Origin of the sequence: Rossellomorea aquimaris (assembly GCF_003315075.1) — a bacterium.
GTDB lineage: Bacteria > Bacillota > Bacilli > Bacillales > Bacillaceae_B > Rossellomorea > Rossellomorea aquimaris_C.
On sequence record NZ_QNRJ01000010.1, the window covers coordinates 67,376 to 86,801 of the forward strand.

Below are 19,426 nucleotides of genomic sequence, written 5' to 3' on the forward strand. Positions count from 1 at the left end.
TTTTGTCATAGTAATAAAGGGTTCTTTTGTAGTTATGAGACCAAAGTAGTGGTTGATAAAATTATTCTGAAATAATACATTTCTCTCTATTCGCATAATTATTTTTTATTACGGGAGACACGTAACGGAATTCAGGGTTCACAAAAAAACGGATCACTGACTGATGGTCAGTGATCCGTTTTACATTGGTTATAGTGTCCTGCTTACCCATTCGGCCATCCAGGCGCATGCAACGGCGGCATAGGTTCCCACCACGTTACCTAGTATCCCCATTAATAAACCTACAGGGGCAAGAGAAGGCTGGAATACAGAGGCTACAACGGGAGCTGAGCTTGTTCCACCGATATTTCCTTGAGATCCTACAGCTACGAAGAATAGAGGAGCCCGTAGTAAGCGTGCGACTAAGAAAATGATGATCACATGAATGGCTAACCATACAATCCCCATTGCGACGTATTGAGGGGAATCCCATACATAAGCAAGATCGGCTTTTGCTCCGATCGTTGCAAGCAGGAGATAAATTCCTGCGTACCCGATTTTACTTGCACCGTAGTTCTCAAGGGTGCGAATTTTGGTAAAGGAGAAGATGATCCCGACTGCGGAAATGATCATAATCGTCCACGTTCCAGCTGAGAGTACATTGGTGACCGGTAACGTTTCTGAAAACTTTCGTACAACGTAAGCTACACCGAATCCTAAACCAATAATGGCGGCAAGGTAAGGAACCTCGATAGGCTTGGAATTTTTACGTTGAAGTTCTCCCATATCCTCATTCACCTTACGGATGATCGAGTTATCCGCTTTGTTCCATTTATCGAATTTATGCTGGAATCCTGCAAGGGCAATCATAATTCCCATCCAGCTATAACCGACAACGGTATCGACGACAATAATAGGAGAAAGGATTTCTTTAGGTGTACCAGTAGCTTCAATCATGGCTGCCATGTTGGCGCTCCCGCCAATCCAGCTTCCGGCAAGTGCCGCTACGCCAGTCCATGCGTCCTCTGGAAGAAACGGCTGGAATATGGCTAAAGCGATGGGACCCCCGATCACGACACCAAGAGTCCCGGCAAGGAACATCGTAATCGCTTTCGGACCAAGCTTTAATGTTGCTGGAACATTCGCAGAAAGAAGCAGCAATAATAATCCGACTGGTAATATGTAAGCCGATGTAAAGTCATATAAAGATGACTGATCCGGGATGATTCCAAACGTTGTAGATAACATCGGAAGGAAATAAGTCCAGATTAATGGTGGAGCATAGTGAAAGAACTTCTGTAAGAAAGGGTTCTTCGACTCCCCAAGAATGAACACAAGACCTACTAAGGCAGCTAAATATGAAAAGATTGCCATAGGTTCTTGAATTAAGATAGTGTCAAAACGCCACCACATAGTAAAACCTCCTTAAAAAATAGATAACAAGGTTTACTATAACATTGAAAACGTTTACTATTTAGAATTTTAATAAGTGCTAATCTTTGATCAATACTGAATATAAAGAAGGGGGCATCTAAGAACCAGGGAGCATTTCTCTCAACAAAAAAAGCCACAGGAATCCATGGCTACATCTTGATTATTCATATGAAGTAGAGATGTATGAATGATTGTCATGAGGATTTTTAATATAGAAGGATGGGATAAGGTTTAATAATAATTCCAGAATCCTAAAGCGAATAGTAAAATACCCGTAATCATTGAAATTCCAAATAACATAAATAAGAAATCAAAAATGCTGTCGGCGAAGACTCTCCTGCGGTTCTCACGTTTAAAATGACGTACTTCCTTGCGATACGATCGTGCAGCACGACTCATAAAAAACCTCCTCCTCCATAAACATCATTTGTATTATCACATATTCGTCACAATCCAAGAAAATCCTTCCTGAAAGTGAAAAATATGCCGACTTACCTATAACCAAGTCGAATGGAGGGACGGACCTTCTTATCTTCAACACAAAATAAGAGGCTATGCAAAGATAGCCTCTTATTTGTTGGATAAAGAAAGCTTAGAAGTGAGCACCTGTAGCCTCAGTTAGCGGAGGTGATTTTGTGAAATTCCACTAAGGGCGCTTCCGGCACTTTGATCCGATTGCTGTTGTACTGCCAAATCTCCCAGAGCCAGCATTCCGACCAGCTGTCCATTTTCCACGACAGGCAAACGACGGACCTGGTGTTGAGACATCAAAGCTGATGCTTCTTCAACCGAGGCATCCGGAGAGATTGTCACAACCTGTTGTGACATTACTTGAGAGACATTTCCCTGTGCACCTTGAGTCAGTCCACGAGTAGCAATATCACGGTCTGTTACCATACCGACAACTTGTCCGTTTTCAACAACGGGAACGGAACCGACATTCTTGGAACTCATTTTAGAAGCGACGCTCTGAAGTGAGTCCTGATTTGAAGCAGCTTCCACATTTGTCGACATAATATCACGTACTTGCATGTAAATTCCCCCTTAATCAAATTGGCAGTACACCATTATTATTCAACAAATCCACTCAACTATTCTTAATGCGTTCAGCCATTATTTTCAAATGGGAGGGACGGACCTTCATAGAGTGCTTCTTGGTTATCATTTAGTAATGAACATTTGAGTCCAATACGTTCCGTAAGATCCTCCCTTTGCATATCCCACCCCGATATGAGTATAGGATCCGGTGAGAATGTTTTTTCGATGTCCCGGACTATCCATCCATTCACGGACAACTTGCTCAGCAGTTGTTTGACCGGCTGCAATATTCTCAGCGGCCTGACTATATTCGATGTTGAAGCTTTTCATCATATCAAATGGGGATCCGTACGTCGGGCTTCTGTGCGAAAAATATCCAACGTCCCTCATGTTACGTGATTTATACCGGGCAACCCTGGCTAGCTGCCAATCAAGCTGAAGAGGAGAAAGGCCGTTCCTCTGCCGCTCCTGATTGGTTAAATCAATGACTTGACCTTCCATCGATTTAGCTTTTTGAAGCGTCGGGATGTTAAGCTTTTGATTGGGATAAATTAAATCCGGATTCGACAATTGAGGGTTGGCTCCAATTATTTCGGACAGTCCGATCCGCAACTTCTTTGAAATCTTCCAAAGAGTATCTCCTTTCCTGACAGTATAAGCACTTGCAGCAGACGTTTCATTTAGACCCAATAGACTAATGACAATGGATAGTACAACAATGATGAGAGTCAGTTTTGTTTTCATGATATTAAAATGTGTAATCAGGGACAAAATATTCTAAGAAAAAGTGTGGAAATAGGATTATAGTTTCATTTTTAGGGAAAAGGAAAACCATTAACCATAAAGTGAAACTTTTCTTTAGAATAAACGTACAAATAGGTAACGACATTTTATAAAAGAGGTGAATAACGTGGTAAAGGAGAACGATCGCTTAAAAAAAGTGATAACGAAATTGTCGAACGTTGGTGTTAATATTTCAAAGACGAAATCAAGACGTGAAATTCTTCATTCACTGAAGCAGTATCAGCCATTACCTAAGACGTTAACCCAAGACTATTAAACTTACTCCTCGAGAAACGTAGGACAGACATATTCCGCCTTTCTTCACGATATACTAAGTAGTAGTGAAGAGGAGGGTTAGGTATGGAGAGAATGATGTTTGATTTACAGGCATTAAAGGAAATCAGAAAGAAGGCAGATGAAATTTCATACTACTGTATGAGCCGGGAACAGCCAGATCCTCATCGTGTAAGCATGGCGTTAGATCAGGTGTGTCGTGCACTTGCTATGTTTGCAGAAACGGAAATTCATCGAATGGAAAATCACCATATTCCTTATGACCCCGAAAGTTATATTAAAGGTCGTCTTGGGATTGCCTATCGATCTGTTCTCCAAGTCCCTCAAGAAGATTCCAATACAGCATAGTAAAAGAGGTTGACCCAAGAATTCAAGGGCTTCTAAGTCAGGAACATTATAGATATAAATCTGAAACTCTGAAAGTATTAGGACTGGTCCTTTAAGGATGACATCACTCATCGTTTTGGGTCAGCCTCTTTTTATTTACTACTTTAAAAGTTAGGTGACGATATTCATGACGAGGTTTTCGGATATATTGTTGATTTGTAATGGGAAGGCAGGTCAAGGAACGTTAGAAGTTTTGTTAAAAGACTCTGTGCCCCCTTTATTAGATATCTGCACGAACTTAATTATTCATAAAACAAAAGAGAAAGGCGATGCCGAAAGGATTTGTAAGGAAACGGGTAGTCTATATGAACTGGTGGTCATTATGGGTGGTGACGGAACGATTCATGAGGCCATCAACGGATTGGCAGTCTTAGAAAAACGGCCATTGGTGGGCCTCATCCCTGGAGGGACGTGTAATGACTTTGCACGCTCGTTACATATTCCCATGAATATTGGACAAGCTGTCCGACTCATTACCGAGCGTCCTTACGAAAGGGATATCGATATCGTCAAAGCGGACGAGCGGTATTTCAGTAATTTCTGGGGAACGGGGCTGGTCTCACAGACGAGTGATAATATCGACGTAGGATCAAAGAGTGTCCTGGGAAAACTGAGTTATTATATTAGTGCGTTTCAATCGATTCAGGATTCCCCACTCCTAAATGTAAAGATAACAACGGAAACTGAAGTGATCGAAGAGGAAGTGGTGATGCTATTGGCCGCTAACGGACGATCGATAGGCTCTAATCCTCTGCCCGACTGCATTGATATGGAAGATGGGTTAATGGATATCTACGTTGTCAAAAAAAGTGGATTTCCGTTATTAAAGGAGTTTCTCGTTATCAAAAGTACAGGCAATATCAGTGAACAATATGACGATATTATGCACATTCAAGCAAGGGAAGCCCAAATCGAACTTGGACAGAATGAAAAGCTCGATATGGATGGGGAATTATATGAAGGAACCAGGCAATCTCTTCAAGTGTTAAATAAGCATCTGCGATTTGTGGTTGGAATGTCAGAATAAAAAGAGAGCAAGAGGGCTTATTTGTCCCCTTGCTCTCTTTTCCTGTGATTATACAGTTTGTTTTCTCTTCTTTATGACCAAGTATACCAGATAAACGGCGATTAAGACGCCACCAGCCCCAAGCGTAAGAAGTGTGAAGTTCTCTTCAATGAAAGGTTTTGCTTTAGCTCCAAGGGCTAAGATGATTGCACCTTCAAGGAAGAAACGAATTCCTCTTCCGATAATCGACCAGATCACCAGTACTCTGATCTTAACACCGGAAACCCCTGCGAAAATCGTGAAGATCTTATAAGGGACAGGTGTCAGTCCTGCAATTAAAAGAGCCATCGCTCCATATTTAGTAAAGTATTCCTCTACTTTTTGAATCCTTTTTTCAGAGAAGAAATGCACAAGGATCGGTCTTCCAAGTTTTTTTCCGATCAACCAGCCAAAAAGGGCACCGATAACGGAAGCGATCGTTGTATAAAGTGCATAAAGCAATGCGTTCTCCGGATTGGCAATCGCTAATGGAATCAGTAATACATCAGGTGGAATGGGGAAAAAGGATGAATCGGCGAAGGAAACAAGAATCAGACCCCATACACCATAATCCAATAACCAAGCTTCGAAAGCGTGAAGTAGTTCAGACATAAGTTCAGTAATCTCCTTTATTGATCAAGCGTTATTTTCGATTTTAATGGAACATAAGAAAGTATATCACTTTTCACAAGAGGAGTCATGAATTATCCTGTGTGGATGAAACCACTTTTCGGATGATATCACATTAACAGATTCCGGAATAGCTTGAATCGAAATAATCTATTTCTCGGGAAATAGTGACAGAAATCTTATTTATTCTACATTTCTGAAGGAGACTTCATTCCTAATAATCGTAATCCTTCCGCGAGTACAGTCGAAACAGCGTGAACCAAGGCTAAACGGGAGCCAAGCTTGGAATCTTCTGAAATGATTTTAGTTTTTCCGTAGTAACGGTTAAAGCTTTGTGCGGTATCGACTAAATATTTGGCAATGGTTGAAGGCGCATAGTGTTTCCACGCCTTCTCGACCATCTCCGGAAATAAGCGTAACTGTTTAATCACGTCCCAGCTTTCAGCATCGTCAAGCCCCTCAAACGTCAATGGAAGGGATCCACCCGCTTTTCTCAGAATGGATTGAGCTCTGGCGTACGTGTATTGAATGTATGGACCTGTTTCACCTTCAAAGGTCAGCATATGTTCCAGGGAAAATTCAATGTCGTTCACCCGATCATTTTTTAAATCATGAAAGATAATAGCTCCAACCCCAACATCTTTCGACACCTCTGAAGCATTTATTAAATGAGGGTTCTTCTGCTTAATATTTTCTTCTGCCATGTGAATCGCTTCTTGAAGAACCTCTTGGAGTAAAATGACTCTGCCCTTTCGGGTGGACATTTTCTTTCCATCTTTCAGATAAAGTCCGAAGGGGATATGTTTCATATCATCCGCCCAGTTAAACCCGAGTTTCTTCAGGACTTCCATCACTTGTTTGAAGTGAATGGTCTGTTCCTGGCCGACAACATATAAAGCTTCATCAAAGTCATGCTGACGATGGCGATACAGTGCTGCAGCGAGGTCTCTCGTAGCATATAGGGTGGCTCCATCAGACTTCTTGATGAGGCAGGGTGGGAGATTCCCCTCTAAACGAACGACTTTCGCACCTTCAGAAGTTTCGAGAAGGTCATGATTCAGAAGCAATGTCACGACTTCATCCATTTTGTCATTGAAGAATGCTTCGCCATTATAGGAATCAAATTCCACTCCGAGCAACGAGTAAATCGTTTTAAAGGCATGAAGTGATTCATCTTTAAACCATCTCCAAAGCTCCGTTACTTCCTGGTCTCCCTCTTCTAATCGCTTAAAGGCTTTTCTTCCTTCTTCCTCAAGTGAGGGATCCTTTTCTGCTTCCTCATGAAATTTTTTGTATAAAATAAACAATTCAGCGATTGGGTTCTCTTTCACTTTTTGTTGATCTCCCCACTTTTTGAATGCGACGATCAATTTCCCGAATTGTGTACCCCAATCACCGATATAATTGATTTTCTCCGTTGTATAGCCGCATTTTTCGGCAATGGTGGAGATGGAATTCCCGATGACTGTAGAGCGTAAATGTCCCATGGAAAAAGGTTTCGCAATATTAGGGGAGGACATATCCAATACGATGGTCTTTTGATTTCCAAATTCATGACTTCCATAATCCGTGCCTTTCGCCAGGATGGCTGAAACAATTTCTGTCCCTGCTTTCAATCCATCAAATCGGATATTAACATAAGGGCCCACTGCTTCTACTTTACTGAAATAGGGAGAGGAGAGGGAATCGGCAATCTCTCCGGCAATGACATGGGGTGCTTTCTTCCATGATCTCGCCAGCTGAAAGCACGGAAAGGCCAGGTCCCCCAAATGAGAATGTTTGGGCGTTTCAATCAACTCATAAAGATCATTCTTGTTCCAATCAGACAGCACAAGCGTGAGCCTATCGGCTACTATTGATTTCAAATCCATCATCTACACCTCCTGATAAAATCAAACACAAAAAAACCCGTCTCTATCCAACATAGAGACGAGTTTAGCTCGCGGTACCACTCTTATTCCCCAAAAGGGCGCTCATTGTATAACGGGAGATCCCGGTTTTTCTCTACTATCTTCAAGAAAAACTTCTCAGAAGTGCGGTTCATCCCAGGCTTCACACCAGGCTTACACCATCCCCGGTTCGCTTTTGATCCACGTCGGAATTACTCTCTTCATCATAGAATATTCGTATATAATTACTATTATTTTACACATTCTGGAGATGAATGCAACCTGTAATTAAGAATCTTCTGATGAAAACATATACGTTTTATGGTGGAACCTCATACTGAATACAAGTCCAAGGGCCAGCATATTCCCCATAAGAGAGCTTCCCCCATAGCTGATAAAAGGAAGGGGGATCCCGGTGATCGGAAGTAATTGAATCGTCATTCCGATGTTCTGGAACACATGGAATGTAATCATACTGATAATACCTGCGCATACATAGGCGTTGAATGGTTCTTTCGTGTCCAAGGCCGTTTTCGTCAGATGGTAAATTAACAAGAAGTACAAGCTGATCACGACGCTTGCGCCAATAAATCCGTATTCCTCCCCGATCACACTGAAAATAAAGTCGGTATGATTTTCCGGGATATATACTTCTCCATCACTGTAGCCTTTCCCGAAGATCTGCCCGGAGCCAATGGCGTTAAGGGAGTTAATTAAGTGAAATCCTTCTAATTTTGCGTAGTTATAAGGATCTAACCAAGCATAAATACGTCCAAATTGATAAGGCTTAACATTTAAATATTTTTCAAGCAGCTCAGGGGCCCAAATCACAAGTGATAGGATGATTCCCCCAAGCACTCCGATAGAAGCATATATCGGAACGATCAGCTTCCACGTAATACCTGAAACTAAGATGATTCCGGTCATTATGGCTAAAATAACAAGGGAAGTCCCTAAATCCGGCTGCTGCATAATAAAAGCAAGGGGAAGGAGAGTCGTGACCCCGATTTTCACTAACAACTGAAAATCTGTTTGCACTGTTTTACTTGGGTATAGCTCATGATGATTCGTAATGATTCGTGCCAGAGCAAGAATTAGGAACGTCTTCATAAATTCTGAAGGCTGTATCGAACCAAGCGGTCCAAGCATGAACCAGCTTTTGGCTCCGTTTCTGTAAGGGGCGATGCTTTCCGGTGAGATGAGTAATATTAGTAGCAGGAAAATCCCTGCACCGTATATGTACCAGGCAAGTCGCTTATACTGATCGGAATCAAGGAATAAGGCTCCACCAATAATAATTCCACCTACGACATACCAAAAAGCCTGTCTTATCACAAAGTTTGTCCCATATTGACCTGAGGTCTGGGCACTGCTTATTCCCATAGCACTGACGATAAAAAACAACATTAATAAAAAGAGAAGACCCCAATCGATCTTGTCAGCAAATCGCTGGCGAGTTTCCATAATCAATTCACCTGAATTTCTAAAGATTTCACATTCCTAGTCTAATAGAAATGAAGGGAAATTTCTACTCATGACCTGATAAAATACGGAAGTTCTGACGGGATGTGACAGGCATCAAACGACATTTGTCGAAATGAAATCAATGATAAAGCCTATAGGAGTGGGATCAGACAGAGGAAGAGGGAAGAGGAATGCCATTTTTTACATAATTATGATCATTATTTGTCTTCAGAATATGAGAAGAAAGTGCTGTCGTCTAAAAACGTGACCGCGATTCTTCCATTCCGGTGAACCTATATAGAGATAATGAAAGCCAACGGTCCTGCAATATGACTATTTTCGACAATTACCTGCGACTTTTGTCATCATTTTGAAATGAAATAGAAAAGAACAAGTACCATACATATTTGCTAAAATAGAAACTACGAGTTGTGCATCGTGTCAATCAGATGGAGGGAATGTTCTTGAAGGCAAATAATCAGGTTAAAGATATCATCTATGTTCACAAGAATACGGAACGTCAGTATGTCGTTTCCTACGGGATCAATTTCAACGAGTTTGCTTCAAATGCCCGAGAACCATTGAAGAATCTACTTCTCATAAAGCATCAGTACGAGCATGGCGCTTTTAATATACATACGCATATGGAGTATGTGGAACAGGATGAAATGAAGAAGATCATGAATGATGGGGTACAGAGCTATGGTGATTTCTGTTGGATTGACTTTGATGAAGAAGTGGGAGTCAACGAATTGAACGGTCAGGAAATCGCTGAGCTTCTTTATATGGGACACGTCAAGCAACCCCTGAACCCTCCTTTTTATTCAAAATTGAACAATCGTTACGCGTACCTTTCCCATGATGATGGGTGGTTTAATAAGATTTATTATCGGGAATTTGAAGACTTCTATCATATGTTAGGAGCGACGGTTTCTTCGAAATTGAGTACAGTCAAAGGCGGAAAAGGCTTATTTGGTATGAAGAAAGAGAAAGACTATCCTATCATCGGTCAGGAAGTGATTCATTCCTTTAGAGACAAATTAAAAGAAGGCATGGTCATTTCGTTGGAAAAAGCCATCCTAACGAGAGGCAAGATAGAAATCCCTATATGGGTAATCGGTGATTATTACGATATGGACGAGATGGCGGAAGATTATAAGCAAATCCGGAAATCACCAGCAAACGGATTATTATCCTATGATCGTAAAACGAAAAGCTGGAGTGCTTTACTTCGGTAACGAGGAAAGAAGGAGCGTGAAAGCTTGGTTGAAATTCAGTTTCATGACAACTTGGTTCGAGGAGTGTTTCTCGAGCGCCTCAATCGGTTTGTGCTCGAGTGTCAGCTCCCTTCAGGTTCAATAGAGAAAGTCCATTTACCTGATCCAGGCAGATTAAAAGAATTATTGGTGCGTGGAAACCCGATCTGGCTTCAGGCATCAACCGATCCTAAAAGAAAAACAAAATGGTCAGCCGTCATGACGTATGATGCTTCTAACGGTATGTATGTGTCTTTGAATACTCAATATCCGAATCGGTTAGTGCTCGAAGCCTTACAGCTGGAAGTGCTGGAAGAGCTAAAGGACTGGCGGTTAGAAAAAGCCGAATATACAGTAGGAAGCTCACGCTTTGACTTCTTGCTCACCCACAAACAATATGAACAAAAATTACTGCTTGAAGTAAAAAGTGTCACCATGGTAGAAGAAGGAGTAGGGAAATTTCCTGATGCCGTCACGTCAAGAGGTGCAAGGCATGTAGAGGAGCTTACACATCTTCAGGCGAAAGGAAGCTATCAAACAGCCGTCCTGTTTATTGCTCAGCGAACGGATTTGCGGGGGATCACTTCCGCTCCTGAAATTGACCCTCATTTTTCCCGGGTCATGGAAGAAGCCCAAGATCAGGGTGTCCGATTTTTTGGGAGAAGCTGTATGGTGACGCCAGAGCGAATTTCCTTAAATGGCCCTTTACCTGTATATACAAAAAAGGATTAATCTCACTGTCATCTGAGCATGTGAAGATTAATCCTTTTATGTTCTACTGATCCACCTGTACCTCTGTTTTAGCTTGATAGTTCTGGTCTCCTTTAGCCGTTAACCAAACGGTCAATGTATAGGTACCGCTCCCGACATTGGGGAGAACAACCTTCTGGGAAAATTCTTCACCCTGTTTCACGGTGATCTCCTGGATTGCCTGGGTATACATCTTATTTTTTGAGTCCTTATACACTATTTCACCTTTATCGTTTCTAAGTTCAAAGTCAATGGTTTGTCCTGATGAAAAAACGAAGGTTTTCTCTTGCTCTGTTTGGTTTTTAATCGAATATACATAGACAACCTGACCGCTTCCATCTTGTTTCGTTAATGAAGGTTCCATTTCGCCTGCAACAATCCCTTTCTGTACAGAAATATCTTCACCAGCTCCTGAGTTTTGATCCTCTTTGGATTGACTGCTGTTCTCCTCGTCAGCCGTACCGCAGCCAGCTATTCCTGCCACAAGTATTATAAATAACATGATCAATCGCTTCATGCCAAATCCACCTCCTTACCGTATTAGACAGGGTTTATCCCAAAAGGTTACAAGTCTTTCCCGAATATGAGCACCATGACACATGAGGATGTGCTGAACTTGTTTCTTTCTTCCTTTACAAGGGCATAGTTTTACATATGTAAGGCAGATTACTTTTTTCTCTCTGGAGGTTCAGTACAATAGAATTATAGAAAAAGAGCAGAGGAGCAAGGTGTATGAAAAAATGGTTGGCTATTATTGGTTTTATTTCCTTACTATTAGTATCTGCTTGTGGTCCTTCAAATGCAACTGATAGGGGGGAACTTCCCGATGAAGATTGGGAAACCATCACGTCTGATGCAGAATGAACGAAAGTGAATCTCTTCATGTGGGGCGGTGACGATGGGATTAACCGTTATATTGATGACGTAGTTGCTCCTATGCTGAAAGAAAAAAATAATATCGAGTTAAATCGAGTACCTTTGGATACACCGGAAATTCTGCAAAAGCTACAAACGGAGAAGCGGGCGGGCAAAGAGAAAGGAACGATTGATATCGTATGGATTAATGGAGAAAACTTTAAAAATGCAAAAGAAAATGACTTGCTTGCAGGTCCGTTTACAGATAAGTTACCAAACTTCACGAAATATTATGATACAGAAACTCAAGCATTTCAATATGACTTCGGGACGGAAACAGAAGGATATGAGGCACCGTGGGGAAAGGTTCAATTTGTCTTCTTTTATAATAGCGAAAAAGTGAAAAATCCCCCCTCCAGCTTCGATGAATTAATAGCATTCATGAAAGAGCATCCCGGGAAATTCACCTATCCTAATCCGGCCGATTTTACCGGGAATGCATTTCTTCGACATGTTCTTTATGCGAAATCGGACCGGGATTTAGCTCAGTCTTCATTCGACGAGGGAACAGCAGAGAAGATGGGGGAAGAGGTATGGAAAGAGCTGGATGACATGAAGCCGTTCTTGTGGCGAGAAGGAGAAACGTACCCCGCGACATTAACAGACCTTGATAAGCTATATAGCCAGGAAGAGGTTTGGATGACGATGGGATACAACGAAGCGAGAGCAGAACATTTGATCAAAGATGGGGTGTTCCCGGAAAGCACAAAGTCATTCGTATTAAACGATGTGGGATCAATCGGGAACACTCATTTCCTGGCTATTCCATTCAATAGCCCCAACAAAGAAGGAGCGCTGGTGGCCATCAATGAACTACTCTCTCCTGAAGCTCAGTTCGAGAAAGTAAAGCCTGACTACTGGGGGGAAAGTTCACCTATTTCCTATGAAAAGCTGAATGAGGAATGGAGAAATAAATTTAAGAGCGTGAATCGGGGAGGAAGTGTACTGAAGGCATCTATACTTGAAGAGACCTATAGGGGAGAACTGGATGCGGCGTACGTGGAATGGTTAAAGGAGAACTGGATTCGTGAAGTGGCAGAGAGTCAATAACACGTTTCTCCTCATTCCCGCCCTACTCTTTTTTATCTTCATTCCGGGGCTTGGTATCGTGCTTGCTCTACTGGAAAGCGTTAGAAGTGAAGGAACAATCACATTCGGGCACTACGCTGATTTATTCAAAGAGAAGCGTTTTGTGACATCCTTTCTCTTCAGTTGGACTGTGACTTCCATCTCGACCATTCTATCTCTTTGTATTGGATTGGGGATTGTGAAGGCATTCTCACCTTTACTAAAGGAAACTAAACATAAACTTCTTGTATGGATTCCCATGCTGGTTCCCCATTTTGTATGGGCTTATCTCGTCTATTTGCTCTTTAATCAAAGTGGTTTTTTCTCCAATATGTTCGGAATGGCCGGTTGGATCGACGACCGAAGTCAATTCCCGATCCTGGTCCAGGACCGGAAGGGGATCGGAATCATTCTGACGTATGTCTGGAAGGAGGTACCCTTTGTTACCCTGATGCTGTTACCTGTTTACGCGACGCTTTCTAAAAGCTATAAAGAGATCGCTTCTTTACTGGGCGCGGGTCCCTATAAAGCATTTTGGGTGGCAGAATGGCCATTTATCCTTCCTGTTCTCGTGGAAACCGGAGCGATTCTGTTCGCCTTCATTTTTACAGCATTTGAAGTTCCCCGGCTTCTGGGAGTGACGTCACCGCAAATGCTGGCCATCCTTGCTTACGACTGGTTTTACAGTGGCAGCTGGAGTGACCGTCCCTTGGCTTTCGCCTCACTCGTATTAGTCGGGCTTGGCATTGGGTTCGTAATGTGGCTCCTTATTTACTTCACAAACAAGAAACGAATGCACATGACAAAAGGGATTGGAAATTAGAGGTGTTCACATGAGAAAATCGTTATTTTATATCCTATCCTTCCTTCTTTTTGTATTTCCTTTTTTATTTTTATTTTATAAAAGTTTTTTCGGTGTTTGGAGATGGGGGAGTCCCGTTCCTGTTGAACCTGGTTTAAGGGCGTGGCAGGTGCTGATAAATGAGGGGGAATTCGTGGATTCGATTGGTGTCTCCATTTGGATTGCCATTGTGGTACTGGCGATCAATCTTCTGATTGGCGTTACTTCAGGAAGAGTGTTTTCATTATCGTCGTTCAGAGGGAAGTCCGTCGTGGAAGCAGTTCTTATGTTTCCGCTATTCCTCCCCGTTTTGGTGGTGGCGATCGGACTTCATATTACGTTCATACGATATGGACTGGCTGATCACTGGACCGGCGTGGCTCTCGTTCACTTAGTACCCACCATTCCGTATAGTATTAAAATGTTCAAAACAGGCTATGAGAGGATCGGCACGAAATTAATCGAGCAATCAGCTATGCTTGGAGGCAAAGGTTTTCAACGTTTTTACCATATTGAAATGCCCTTGCTTCTTCCAAGCATTCGGAGTGTTTTGTTCCTGACGATTGTCATCAGCCTGAGTCAGTATGTACTTACAGCGATTATTGGGGGAGGGAATGTCGTGACGCTCTCGATGGTCTATTATCCTTTTACCGATACGGCAGATGAAGCGGTGATGGCAACCTTCTCCATCGTGTTCGCCCTCATTCCCATCTTGCTTTACATCATTCTGGAAGGGTGTTTGAAATTCTTACTCCCTTATCAACATCCAAGAGGGAGGAAGAACCTTTGAGTTCATTCATAGAAATTAATCAGTTAACCAAATCGTTTAAAGATAAAAAGATTTTAACCAACGTGACGTTCTCATTGAAAAAAGGGGAGATTCTTACATTGGTTGGAGCATCCGGGTCTGGTAAATCAACATTCCTTCGCATTCTATCCGGGTTAGAGTCTGCGACGGAAGGGAATACGTATATTGATGGGAACGATATCACCTCTTTAAAGCCTCAAAAACGCCCAATTGGGATGGTCTTTCAACAGCCATTATTATTCCCTCATATGAATGTCCTTGAAAATGTCATGTACGGGTTGGAAATGAAGGTAAGAAATAAAAGGGAAAACAAGAAAAAAGCCATGAACTATATTGAAAGAGTCGGCCTGGGAGAAGTGATGCATCATTATCCTTCTGAGCTTTCCGGTGGTCAGCAGCAGCGGGTATCCCTTATTCGTTCTCTGATTTTGAAGCCGAAGCTTTTGCTTTTGGACGAACCTTTCAGCAGTCTGGATTTGCAGCTGAGGAAGGAACTGAGGCAATGGGTCCGGCAGATTTTTAAAGAAGAAGAAACAACCGTCATATTCGTCACCCATGATCGTGATGAAGCATATGAACTTGGAGATCGGGTGGCTGTTTTACAGAGCGGGAGATTCTTGCAGATAGGAACACCGGAGGATATCTATTATCGGCCACACACCCCATTTGTGGCATCTTTCATGAGTGACGGTCTCACCCTGAATCAGAAACAATTCATTCACGCTTCCCGCATAAAGGTAAGCTGCGACGTCTCTGACTCTTCCTTGCCACGATGGAAAGGGACTGTGATCCAAAAGTTATTTGTAGCAGGGACCAATCTCTATGAAGTATGGGTGGATGAACTAAAGCAGAAGCTAAATTTACCCATTGAACTAGAGGCTTCTACTGAAGACATCTGGCTTTATGCAGAGGAAGAGAGCATCCAAACGTTTCAGAAAGAGGAATAGGAGGGAAGAAGAATGAAGAAGAAGGAAATCGGTAAGATCCTGTTGTTCATTGCCATATTACTGCTCCTCATGTGGCTGAGCCGGAATTTTTTTCATGTAAAGCCTCATGACATCAGAGATTGGATCGTGTCTTATGGTATTTGGGCTCCCATTGTTTTTATTATCGTCTATACGATTCGTCCGCTGATTCTTTTTCCCGCTTCCATCCTCTCATTGGCTGCAGGTCTTGCTTTCGGTGCATTTGAGGGCTTTATCTACATTCTGATCGGGGCCTTAGGTGGAGCAACGGTAGCCTATTATACTGCAAGCTTCCTTGGGGAAAAACTATTAAAAAGACCGTCTCCACGTATGATCAAGATCCGCGAGAAGATGGAGGAGAGCGGCTTCGTTTATGTATTACTATTACGGCTCGTGCCGTTTTTGAACTTCGATCTCATCAGTTACCTTGCCGGCATGGGGAAGGTGAGATACACCCCTTTCATCATCGCTACAGCCATCGGGATTTTACCTGGTACGTTTGGGTATGTATTTCTCGGGTCAAGCTTGGTAGGGGAAGATCGAACGAATTTATATATTGCCATCGGCTTTTTCTTGATGATGATCATCGTGCCGTTAATCTTTAAGAAAAAAATGAAGGCATGGCTGGGATTATCGAGTAAAGAGGACAAGTAAAGGATGGGGAACACATGTTAGATACGCATGCCCGTAAGTGGGTGCAGCCAAGTATAGAGGGAACAGCACGTTTATTTTTGAAAAGGGGATTTTCAGCCAATCAGGTGACGTTGATTGCTTTTATAGTAGGTTCAGCTGCAGGTCTGGTCTATTATTTAGGATTCCCGATCTTAGCCGTCCTCTTATTATGGTTATCCGGCTTTTTGGACGCGGTGGATGGTACCATGGCCCGATTAACCAAACCATCTCCCTTCGGAACAGTCATGGATGTCACTTTTGATCGAATCGTCGAGATCAGTGTCATTCTGGGCGTTGCTTTCTTACACCCTGAGATTATGTGGGCGCTCCTTTTACTAAGCGTATCCATCATTATTTCCATGACCATTTTCCTGACAGTCGGAGCCGTATCAGAGAAACAGGGGATGAAATCCTTTTATTATCAAGCAGGACTTGCTGAAAGGACGGAAGGATTCATTCTGTTCAGCGTCATGATGCTATTTCCGTCCATCGTCCTGTGGACCACCCTCCTTTTTTTTGCAGTGGAATTGTACACGGGCTTACAGCGATTTTCAGAAGCGAAACGATTACTTTCATAAGGAGAGATCAAGATGGATCAATACGATTTAATTGTAATAGGCGGAGGGGCAGGTGGACTGACCGTCGCATCGGGAGCCGCATCTCTTGGCGCAAAAGTGGCCCTCATCGAAAAAAGCGGACTTCTGGGTGGAGACTGCCTGCACTTTGGATGCGTTCCATCCAAGGCATTCATCCAATCGGCGAGAGAAGTGGCTATGATCCGGACAAGCCATGATTACGGTTTCGAAACAAAGGGCTCCGTCGATATGAAAATGGTAAAGGACAGAGTCAAAGAAGCCATTGCCCACATTCAACAGCATGACGATCCCAATCGATTCCTGCAATTAGGGGTTGATATTTATTTCGGAGGAGCAGAGTTTCTTGACCCTCACACGATTTTAGTAGAAAAAGAGGACCGGATCTCCGGGAAAAGAATAGTCATTGCAACAGGATCAAGTCCGCTCATTCCTGGAATTGAAGGCTTGGAAGACGTGGAATATCACACGAATGAAACGGTATTTGAAGTGGATGAACTGCCCCGTCGAGTCGTGTTTATCGGGGGAGGTCCGATTGGTTTAGAGCTGGCACAAGCATTCTCTCATTTGGGATCGGAAGCCGTTGTCCTGGAGAAGCACGATGAGATACTGGTGAAGGAAGATAAGGAAATCCGTGAAGCAGCAACAGGTATATTGGAGAAGGATATTCAGTTTGTGTATGGAGCGGACATTAAACGTGTTTCTGAGATGAACGGTGAGAAAGTGGTCCACTATGTGAAGGACGGTGTAGAACACACGGTGGAAGGCGATTTATTGTTCCTCTCTACCGGCAGAAAGCCTGGTACGGAGTCTTTAAATCTATCTGCTGCCGGAGTCGAGGTGGACAGTCGGGGCTTCATCCAAGTGAATGATGAACTCAGAACGAACCATCCTCACATATTCGCCATTGGGGATGTCAACGGTCAATATCCATTCACCCATGGGGCAGGAATGGAAGGGAAGCTTGTCGTCCAAAATGCCGTATTCGGTTTGAAACGTAAAATTTCCTATAACAAACTGCCATGGACCACCTATACCACACCTGAGATCTTTCATATCGGGATAACCGAGGAAGAGGCTGTGGAAAAAGGATTAGAGTACAAAGTCTATAAAAAAACATTAGACGAAGTCGATCGGTTCGTGGCAAATCACAAAACAGATGGCCTCGTCAAAATCATCACAGACGAAAGTGGGAAAATCCTCGGTGCCCACGCAGTCGGTTCCGGCGCAGGAGATTGGATGCAACCCGTCGTGTTCGCCATGGAAAAAGGAAGCAAAATCGGCGCACTGTCCAATATGGTCTATCCTTACCCGAATCACGCTGCAGCCGTCCAGCAGGTAGCGGATCTGTATTGGAGAGAGAAGTTGTTTGATGGTGTGCTGCCTGTGATTAGTAAGAAGTTTGTTGAGATTTTCAGATGATGGATGTAGGAGGCGCGACTGCTGGGAGGCGGTTGCGTTTTTTTGGTGGAAATGTGTACACCCCTTGGCTCAACAAATGTCGAACAACAAAACCTATCATTTCACCCACCATACCGCCTCACAAACCGCACATCAATCCAATTTTTCAACCGCCAGGCCCAGCCGCTGACCAATGAAAACGATCCGTATGTCAAAAAGCCTCGCTTATCTCCCACCGACATAATCGCAAGGTAGCGTTCCTGGGGCTCAAAAGGAATGATTGTTCCGTTTGCCGCAGCTCCGTTCAGGTTTTTCCACAGGACAGGTCCTTGGCGTACAGCTGTCACCCCATTTTTCGGGATATCCGGGAAGTCCTTTAAAGTCGCGCAATCCCCGGTTCCAAATACGTTGGGATATTCCACTGATTGAAGATAGCTGTTCACCAGCAGAAAACCTTTTTCATCTGTCGGTAAAATACTGCTCCCGAATAGGGGAGGTGCTTTAGGTCCTCCTAAAAAAATCACTTCATCGTAGTCGATGCTTGTGCCGTCATCAGCATATACGCGAGTCTCATCTACTTTTTCAACGCGCCCCTGATGTAGCTCAACCCCTTTTGAAAGAGTCAGCCCTGTTATTTTTTTCGAAGAATGGGAACCGGCCTTTTCTAGGAGGGGGGAGGAATGAACAACCGTTACCAAATGATCCTTAAAGCCGTTGTCCACCTTCCATGCCTGCAATGACAATGCCATTTCAATACTCGCCGCCCCGCCTCCGATAAAGACGGTTTTCCTGCTGTTATGCAACTTTTCTATTTGCTCAGGGAAACGATAGTTTGGTTTGATTGGAAGATTGCGTTCGTGTAAGCCCTCGATTTTCAATGAGTCATTGCGGGATCCAATGTCGAAGGAAACAAAGTCGTAAGTGAAGATATCCCCTTTGTCCGTTAGAAGATGCTGCTGATCAGGGTCGATCGATAGAACGGTCCTTTCGACGAATTCACACTCAGCGTTCTCACACAATCTCTCTAAATCGATTCGCGTTTCTTCTAAAGAATAGATCCCTTCCGTATATCCGGAGAACATTCCTGAATAATACTGATAACGTGAAGGGGAAATGAGGACCCACTTCACGTTATCATCCAGGTGTTTTATCCGTTTTTTTAAGCAATGCAGGTGACTGTGTCCGCCACCGACTAAGATGATTGTTTTCATCAT

General features: G+C 43.0%; 22 protein-coding genes and 1 other annotated feature. Of the genes, 13 read left to right on the top strand and 9 right to left on the bottom strand.

Features of this window, described 5'->3' with window-relative positions; translation table 11 throughout:
• Positions 1–189: 189 nt before the first annotated feature.
• The 4 genes from DET59_RS13690 to safA all read right to left on the bottom strand — a co-directional run bounded on the left by DET59_RS13690 (position 190) and on the right by safA (position 3,195).
• Complete coding sequence (locus tag DET59_RS13690) at positions 190–1,392, bottom strand: DUF819 family protein (RefSeq protein WP_113970216.1); 1,203 nt, start codon at positions 1,390–1,392, stop codon at positions 190–192.
• A 252-nt stretch (positions 1,393–1,644) separates the two neighbouring features.
• Positions 1,645–1,812: a hypothetical protein gene (locus DET59_RS21700; RefSeq protein WP_181778162.1), complete on the bottom strand. Its 168-nt coding sequence runs from the start codon at positions 1,810–1,812 to the stop codon at positions 1,645–1,647.
• Positions 1,813–2,031: 219 nt separating this feature from the next.
• A complete protein-coding gene (locus DET59_RS13695; protein WP_113970217.1) occupies positions 2,032–2,445 on the bottom strand; it encodes a CBS domain-containing protein in 414 nt (137 codons plus the stop codon).
• 129 nt (positions 2,446–2,574) lie between these two features.
• Positions 2,575–3,195, bottom strand: a complete 621-nt coding sequence (gene safA / locus DET59_RS13700) for a SafA/ExsA family spore coat assembly protein (protein ID WP_113970258.1) — start codon at positions 3,193–3,195, stop codon at positions 2,575–2,577.
• A gap of 166 nt (positions 3,196–3,361) precedes the next feature.
• Here safA and DET59_RS21705 point away from each other — a divergent pair, with 166 nt between their 5' ends.
• The 3 genes from DET59_RS21705 (at position 3,362) to DET59_RS13710 (ending at position 4,942) form a co-directional block, all read left to right on the top strand.
• Positions 3,362–3,511, top strand: coding sequence for an Lmo0850 family protein (locus tag DET59_RS21705; protein WP_181778163.1), 150 nt, complete (start codon positions 3,362–3,364; stop codon positions 3,509–3,511).
• 83 nt (positions 3,512–3,594) lie between these two features.
• On the top strand, positions 3,595–3,876 hold the full coding sequence (locus tag DET59_RS13705; protein ID WP_258549672.1) for a hypothetical protein: 282 nt from the start codon (positions 3,595–3,597) through the stop codon (positions 3,874–3,876).
• A 166-nt stretch (positions 3,877–4,042) separates the two neighbouring features.
• Positions 4,043–4,942, top strand: coding sequence for a diacylglycerol/lipid kinase family protein (locus tag DET59_RS13710; protein ID WP_113970218.1), 900 nt, complete (start codon positions 4,043–4,045; stop codon positions 4,940–4,942).
• A 48-nt stretch (positions 4,943–4,990) separates the two neighbouring features.
• Here the strand turns inward: DET59_RS13710 and DET59_RS13715 are convergent, their stop codons facing one another.
• The 3 genes from DET59_RS13715 to DET59_RS13725 form a co-directional block, all read right to left on the bottom strand.
• Positions 4,991–5,572: a YqaA family protein gene (locus DET59_RS13715; protein ID WP_113970219.1), complete on the bottom strand. Its 582-nt coding sequence runs from the start codon at positions 5,570–5,572 to the stop codon at positions 4,991–4,993.
• Between the two features lie 206 nt (positions 5,573–5,778).
• Positions 5,779–7,461, bottom strand: a complete 1,683-nt coding sequence (gene argS, locus DET59_RS13720; RefSeq protein ID WP_113970220.1) for an arginine--tRNA ligase — start codon at positions 7,459–7,461, stop codon at positions 5,779–5,781.
• A gap of 51 nt (positions 7,462–7,512) precedes the next feature.
• Positions 7,513–7,716: a binding site (T-box leader), on the bottom strand.
• Positions 7,717–7,767: 51 nt separating this feature from the next.
• The gene (locus DET59_RS13725) at positions 7,768–8,943 is read right to left on the bottom strand and encodes an FtsW/RodA/SpoVE family cell cycle protein (protein ID WP_113970221.1); all 1,176 of its coding nucleotides are present in this window, start codon (positions 8,941–8,943) and stop codon (positions 7,768–7,770) included.
• A 458-nt stretch (positions 8,944–9,401) separates the two neighbouring features.
• Between DET59_RS13725 and DET59_RS13730 the strand changes: the two genes are divergently transcribed.
• Both DET59_RS13730 and sfsA read left to right on the top strand, forming a co-directional pair.
• The gene (locus tag DET59_RS13730) at positions 9,402–10,181 is read left to right on the top strand and encodes a hypothetical protein (RefSeq protein WP_113970222.1); all 780 of its coding nucleotides are present in this window, start codon (positions 9,402–9,404) and stop codon (positions 10,179–10,181) included.
• A gap of 24 nt (positions 10,182–10,205) precedes the next feature.
• Positions 10,206–10,931: a DNA/RNA nuclease SfsA gene (gene sfsA, locus DET59_RS13735; protein ID WP_113970223.1), complete on the top strand. Its 726-nt coding sequence runs from the start codon at positions 10,206–10,208 to the stop codon at positions 10,929–10,931.
• Between the two features lie 43 nt (positions 10,932–10,974).
• Here sfsA and DET59_RS13740 read toward each other — a convergent pair whose 3' ends face one another.
• The gene (locus tag DET59_RS13740) at positions 10,975–11,466 is read right to left on the bottom strand and encodes a BsuPI-related putative proteinase inhibitor (RefSeq protein WP_113970224.1); all 492 of its coding nucleotides are present in this window, start codon (positions 11,464–11,466) and stop codon (positions 10,975–10,977) included.
• A 215-nt stretch (positions 11,467–11,681) separates the two neighbouring features.
• Between DET59_RS13740 and DET59_RS22095 the strand changes: the two genes are divergently transcribed.
• From DET59_RS22095 to DET59_RS13775, 8 genes are all read left to right on the top strand, one after another.
• A complete protein-coding gene (locus DET59_RS22095; RefSeq protein WP_258549673.1) occupies positions 11,682–11,813 on the top strand; it encodes a hypothetical protein in 132 nt (43 codons plus the stop codon).
• 6 nt (positions 11,814–11,819) lie between these two features.
• The gene (locus tag DET59_RS13745) at positions 11,820–12,914 is read left to right on the top strand and encodes an ABC transporter substrate-binding protein (RefSeq protein WP_258549674.1); all 1,095 of its coding nucleotides are present in this window, start codon (positions 11,820–11,822) and stop codon (positions 12,912–12,914) included.
• A complete protein-coding gene (locus DET59_RS13750; protein WP_113970225.1) occupies positions 12,892–13,755 on the top strand; it encodes an ABC transporter permease in 864 nt (287 codons plus the stop codon). Before DET59_RS13745 ends, DET59_RS13750 begins: the two co-directional genes overlap by 23 nt.
• A gap of 172 nt (positions 13,756–13,927) precedes the next feature.
• Positions 13,928–14,563 (top strand): ABC transporter permease, encoded by a 636-nt coding sequence (locus DET59_RS13755; RefSeq protein WP_258549675.1) that lies wholly within the window; start codon positions 13,928–13,930, stop codon positions 14,561–14,563.
• Positions 14,560–15,528 carry an ABC transporter ATP-binding protein gene (locus DET59_RS13760; protein WP_181778164.1) on the top strand — a complete coding sequence of 323 codons (969 nt, stop codon included), beginning with the start codon at positions 14,560–14,562 and terminating at the stop codon, positions 15,526–15,528. The genes DET59_RS13755 and DET59_RS13760 overlap by 4 nt, the downstream gene beginning before the upstream one ends.
• 12 nt (positions 15,529–15,540) lie before the next feature.
• Positions 15,541–16,200, top strand: a complete 660-nt coding sequence (locus DET59_RS13765; RefSeq protein ID WP_113970228.1) for a TVP38/TMEM64 family protein — start codon at positions 15,541–15,543, stop codon at positions 16,198–16,200.
• 14 nt (positions 16,201–16,214) lie between these two features.
• Positions 16,215–16,796: a CDP-alcohol phosphatidyltransferase family protein gene (locus DET59_RS13770; protein ID WP_113970229.1), complete on the top strand. Its 582-nt coding sequence runs from the start codon at positions 16,215–16,217 to the stop codon at positions 16,794–16,796.
• 12 nt (positions 16,797–16,808) lie between these two features.
• Positions 16,809–18,233 carry a dihydrolipoyl dehydrogenase family protein gene (locus DET59_RS13775; RefSeq protein WP_113970230.1) on the top strand — a complete coding sequence of 475 codons (1,425 nt, stop codon included), beginning with the start codon at positions 16,809–16,811 and terminating at the stop codon, positions 18,231–18,233.
• A 101-nt stretch (positions 18,234–18,334) separates the two neighbouring features.
• Here the strand turns inward: DET59_RS13775 and DET59_RS13780 are convergent, their stop codons facing one another.
• Complete coding sequence (locus DET59_RS13780; protein ID WP_181778165.1) at positions 18,335–19,423, bottom strand: NAD(P)/FAD-dependent oxidoreductase; 1,089 nt, start codon at positions 19,421–19,423, stop codon at positions 18,335–18,337.
• Positions 19,424–19,426: the final 3 nt, after the last annotated feature.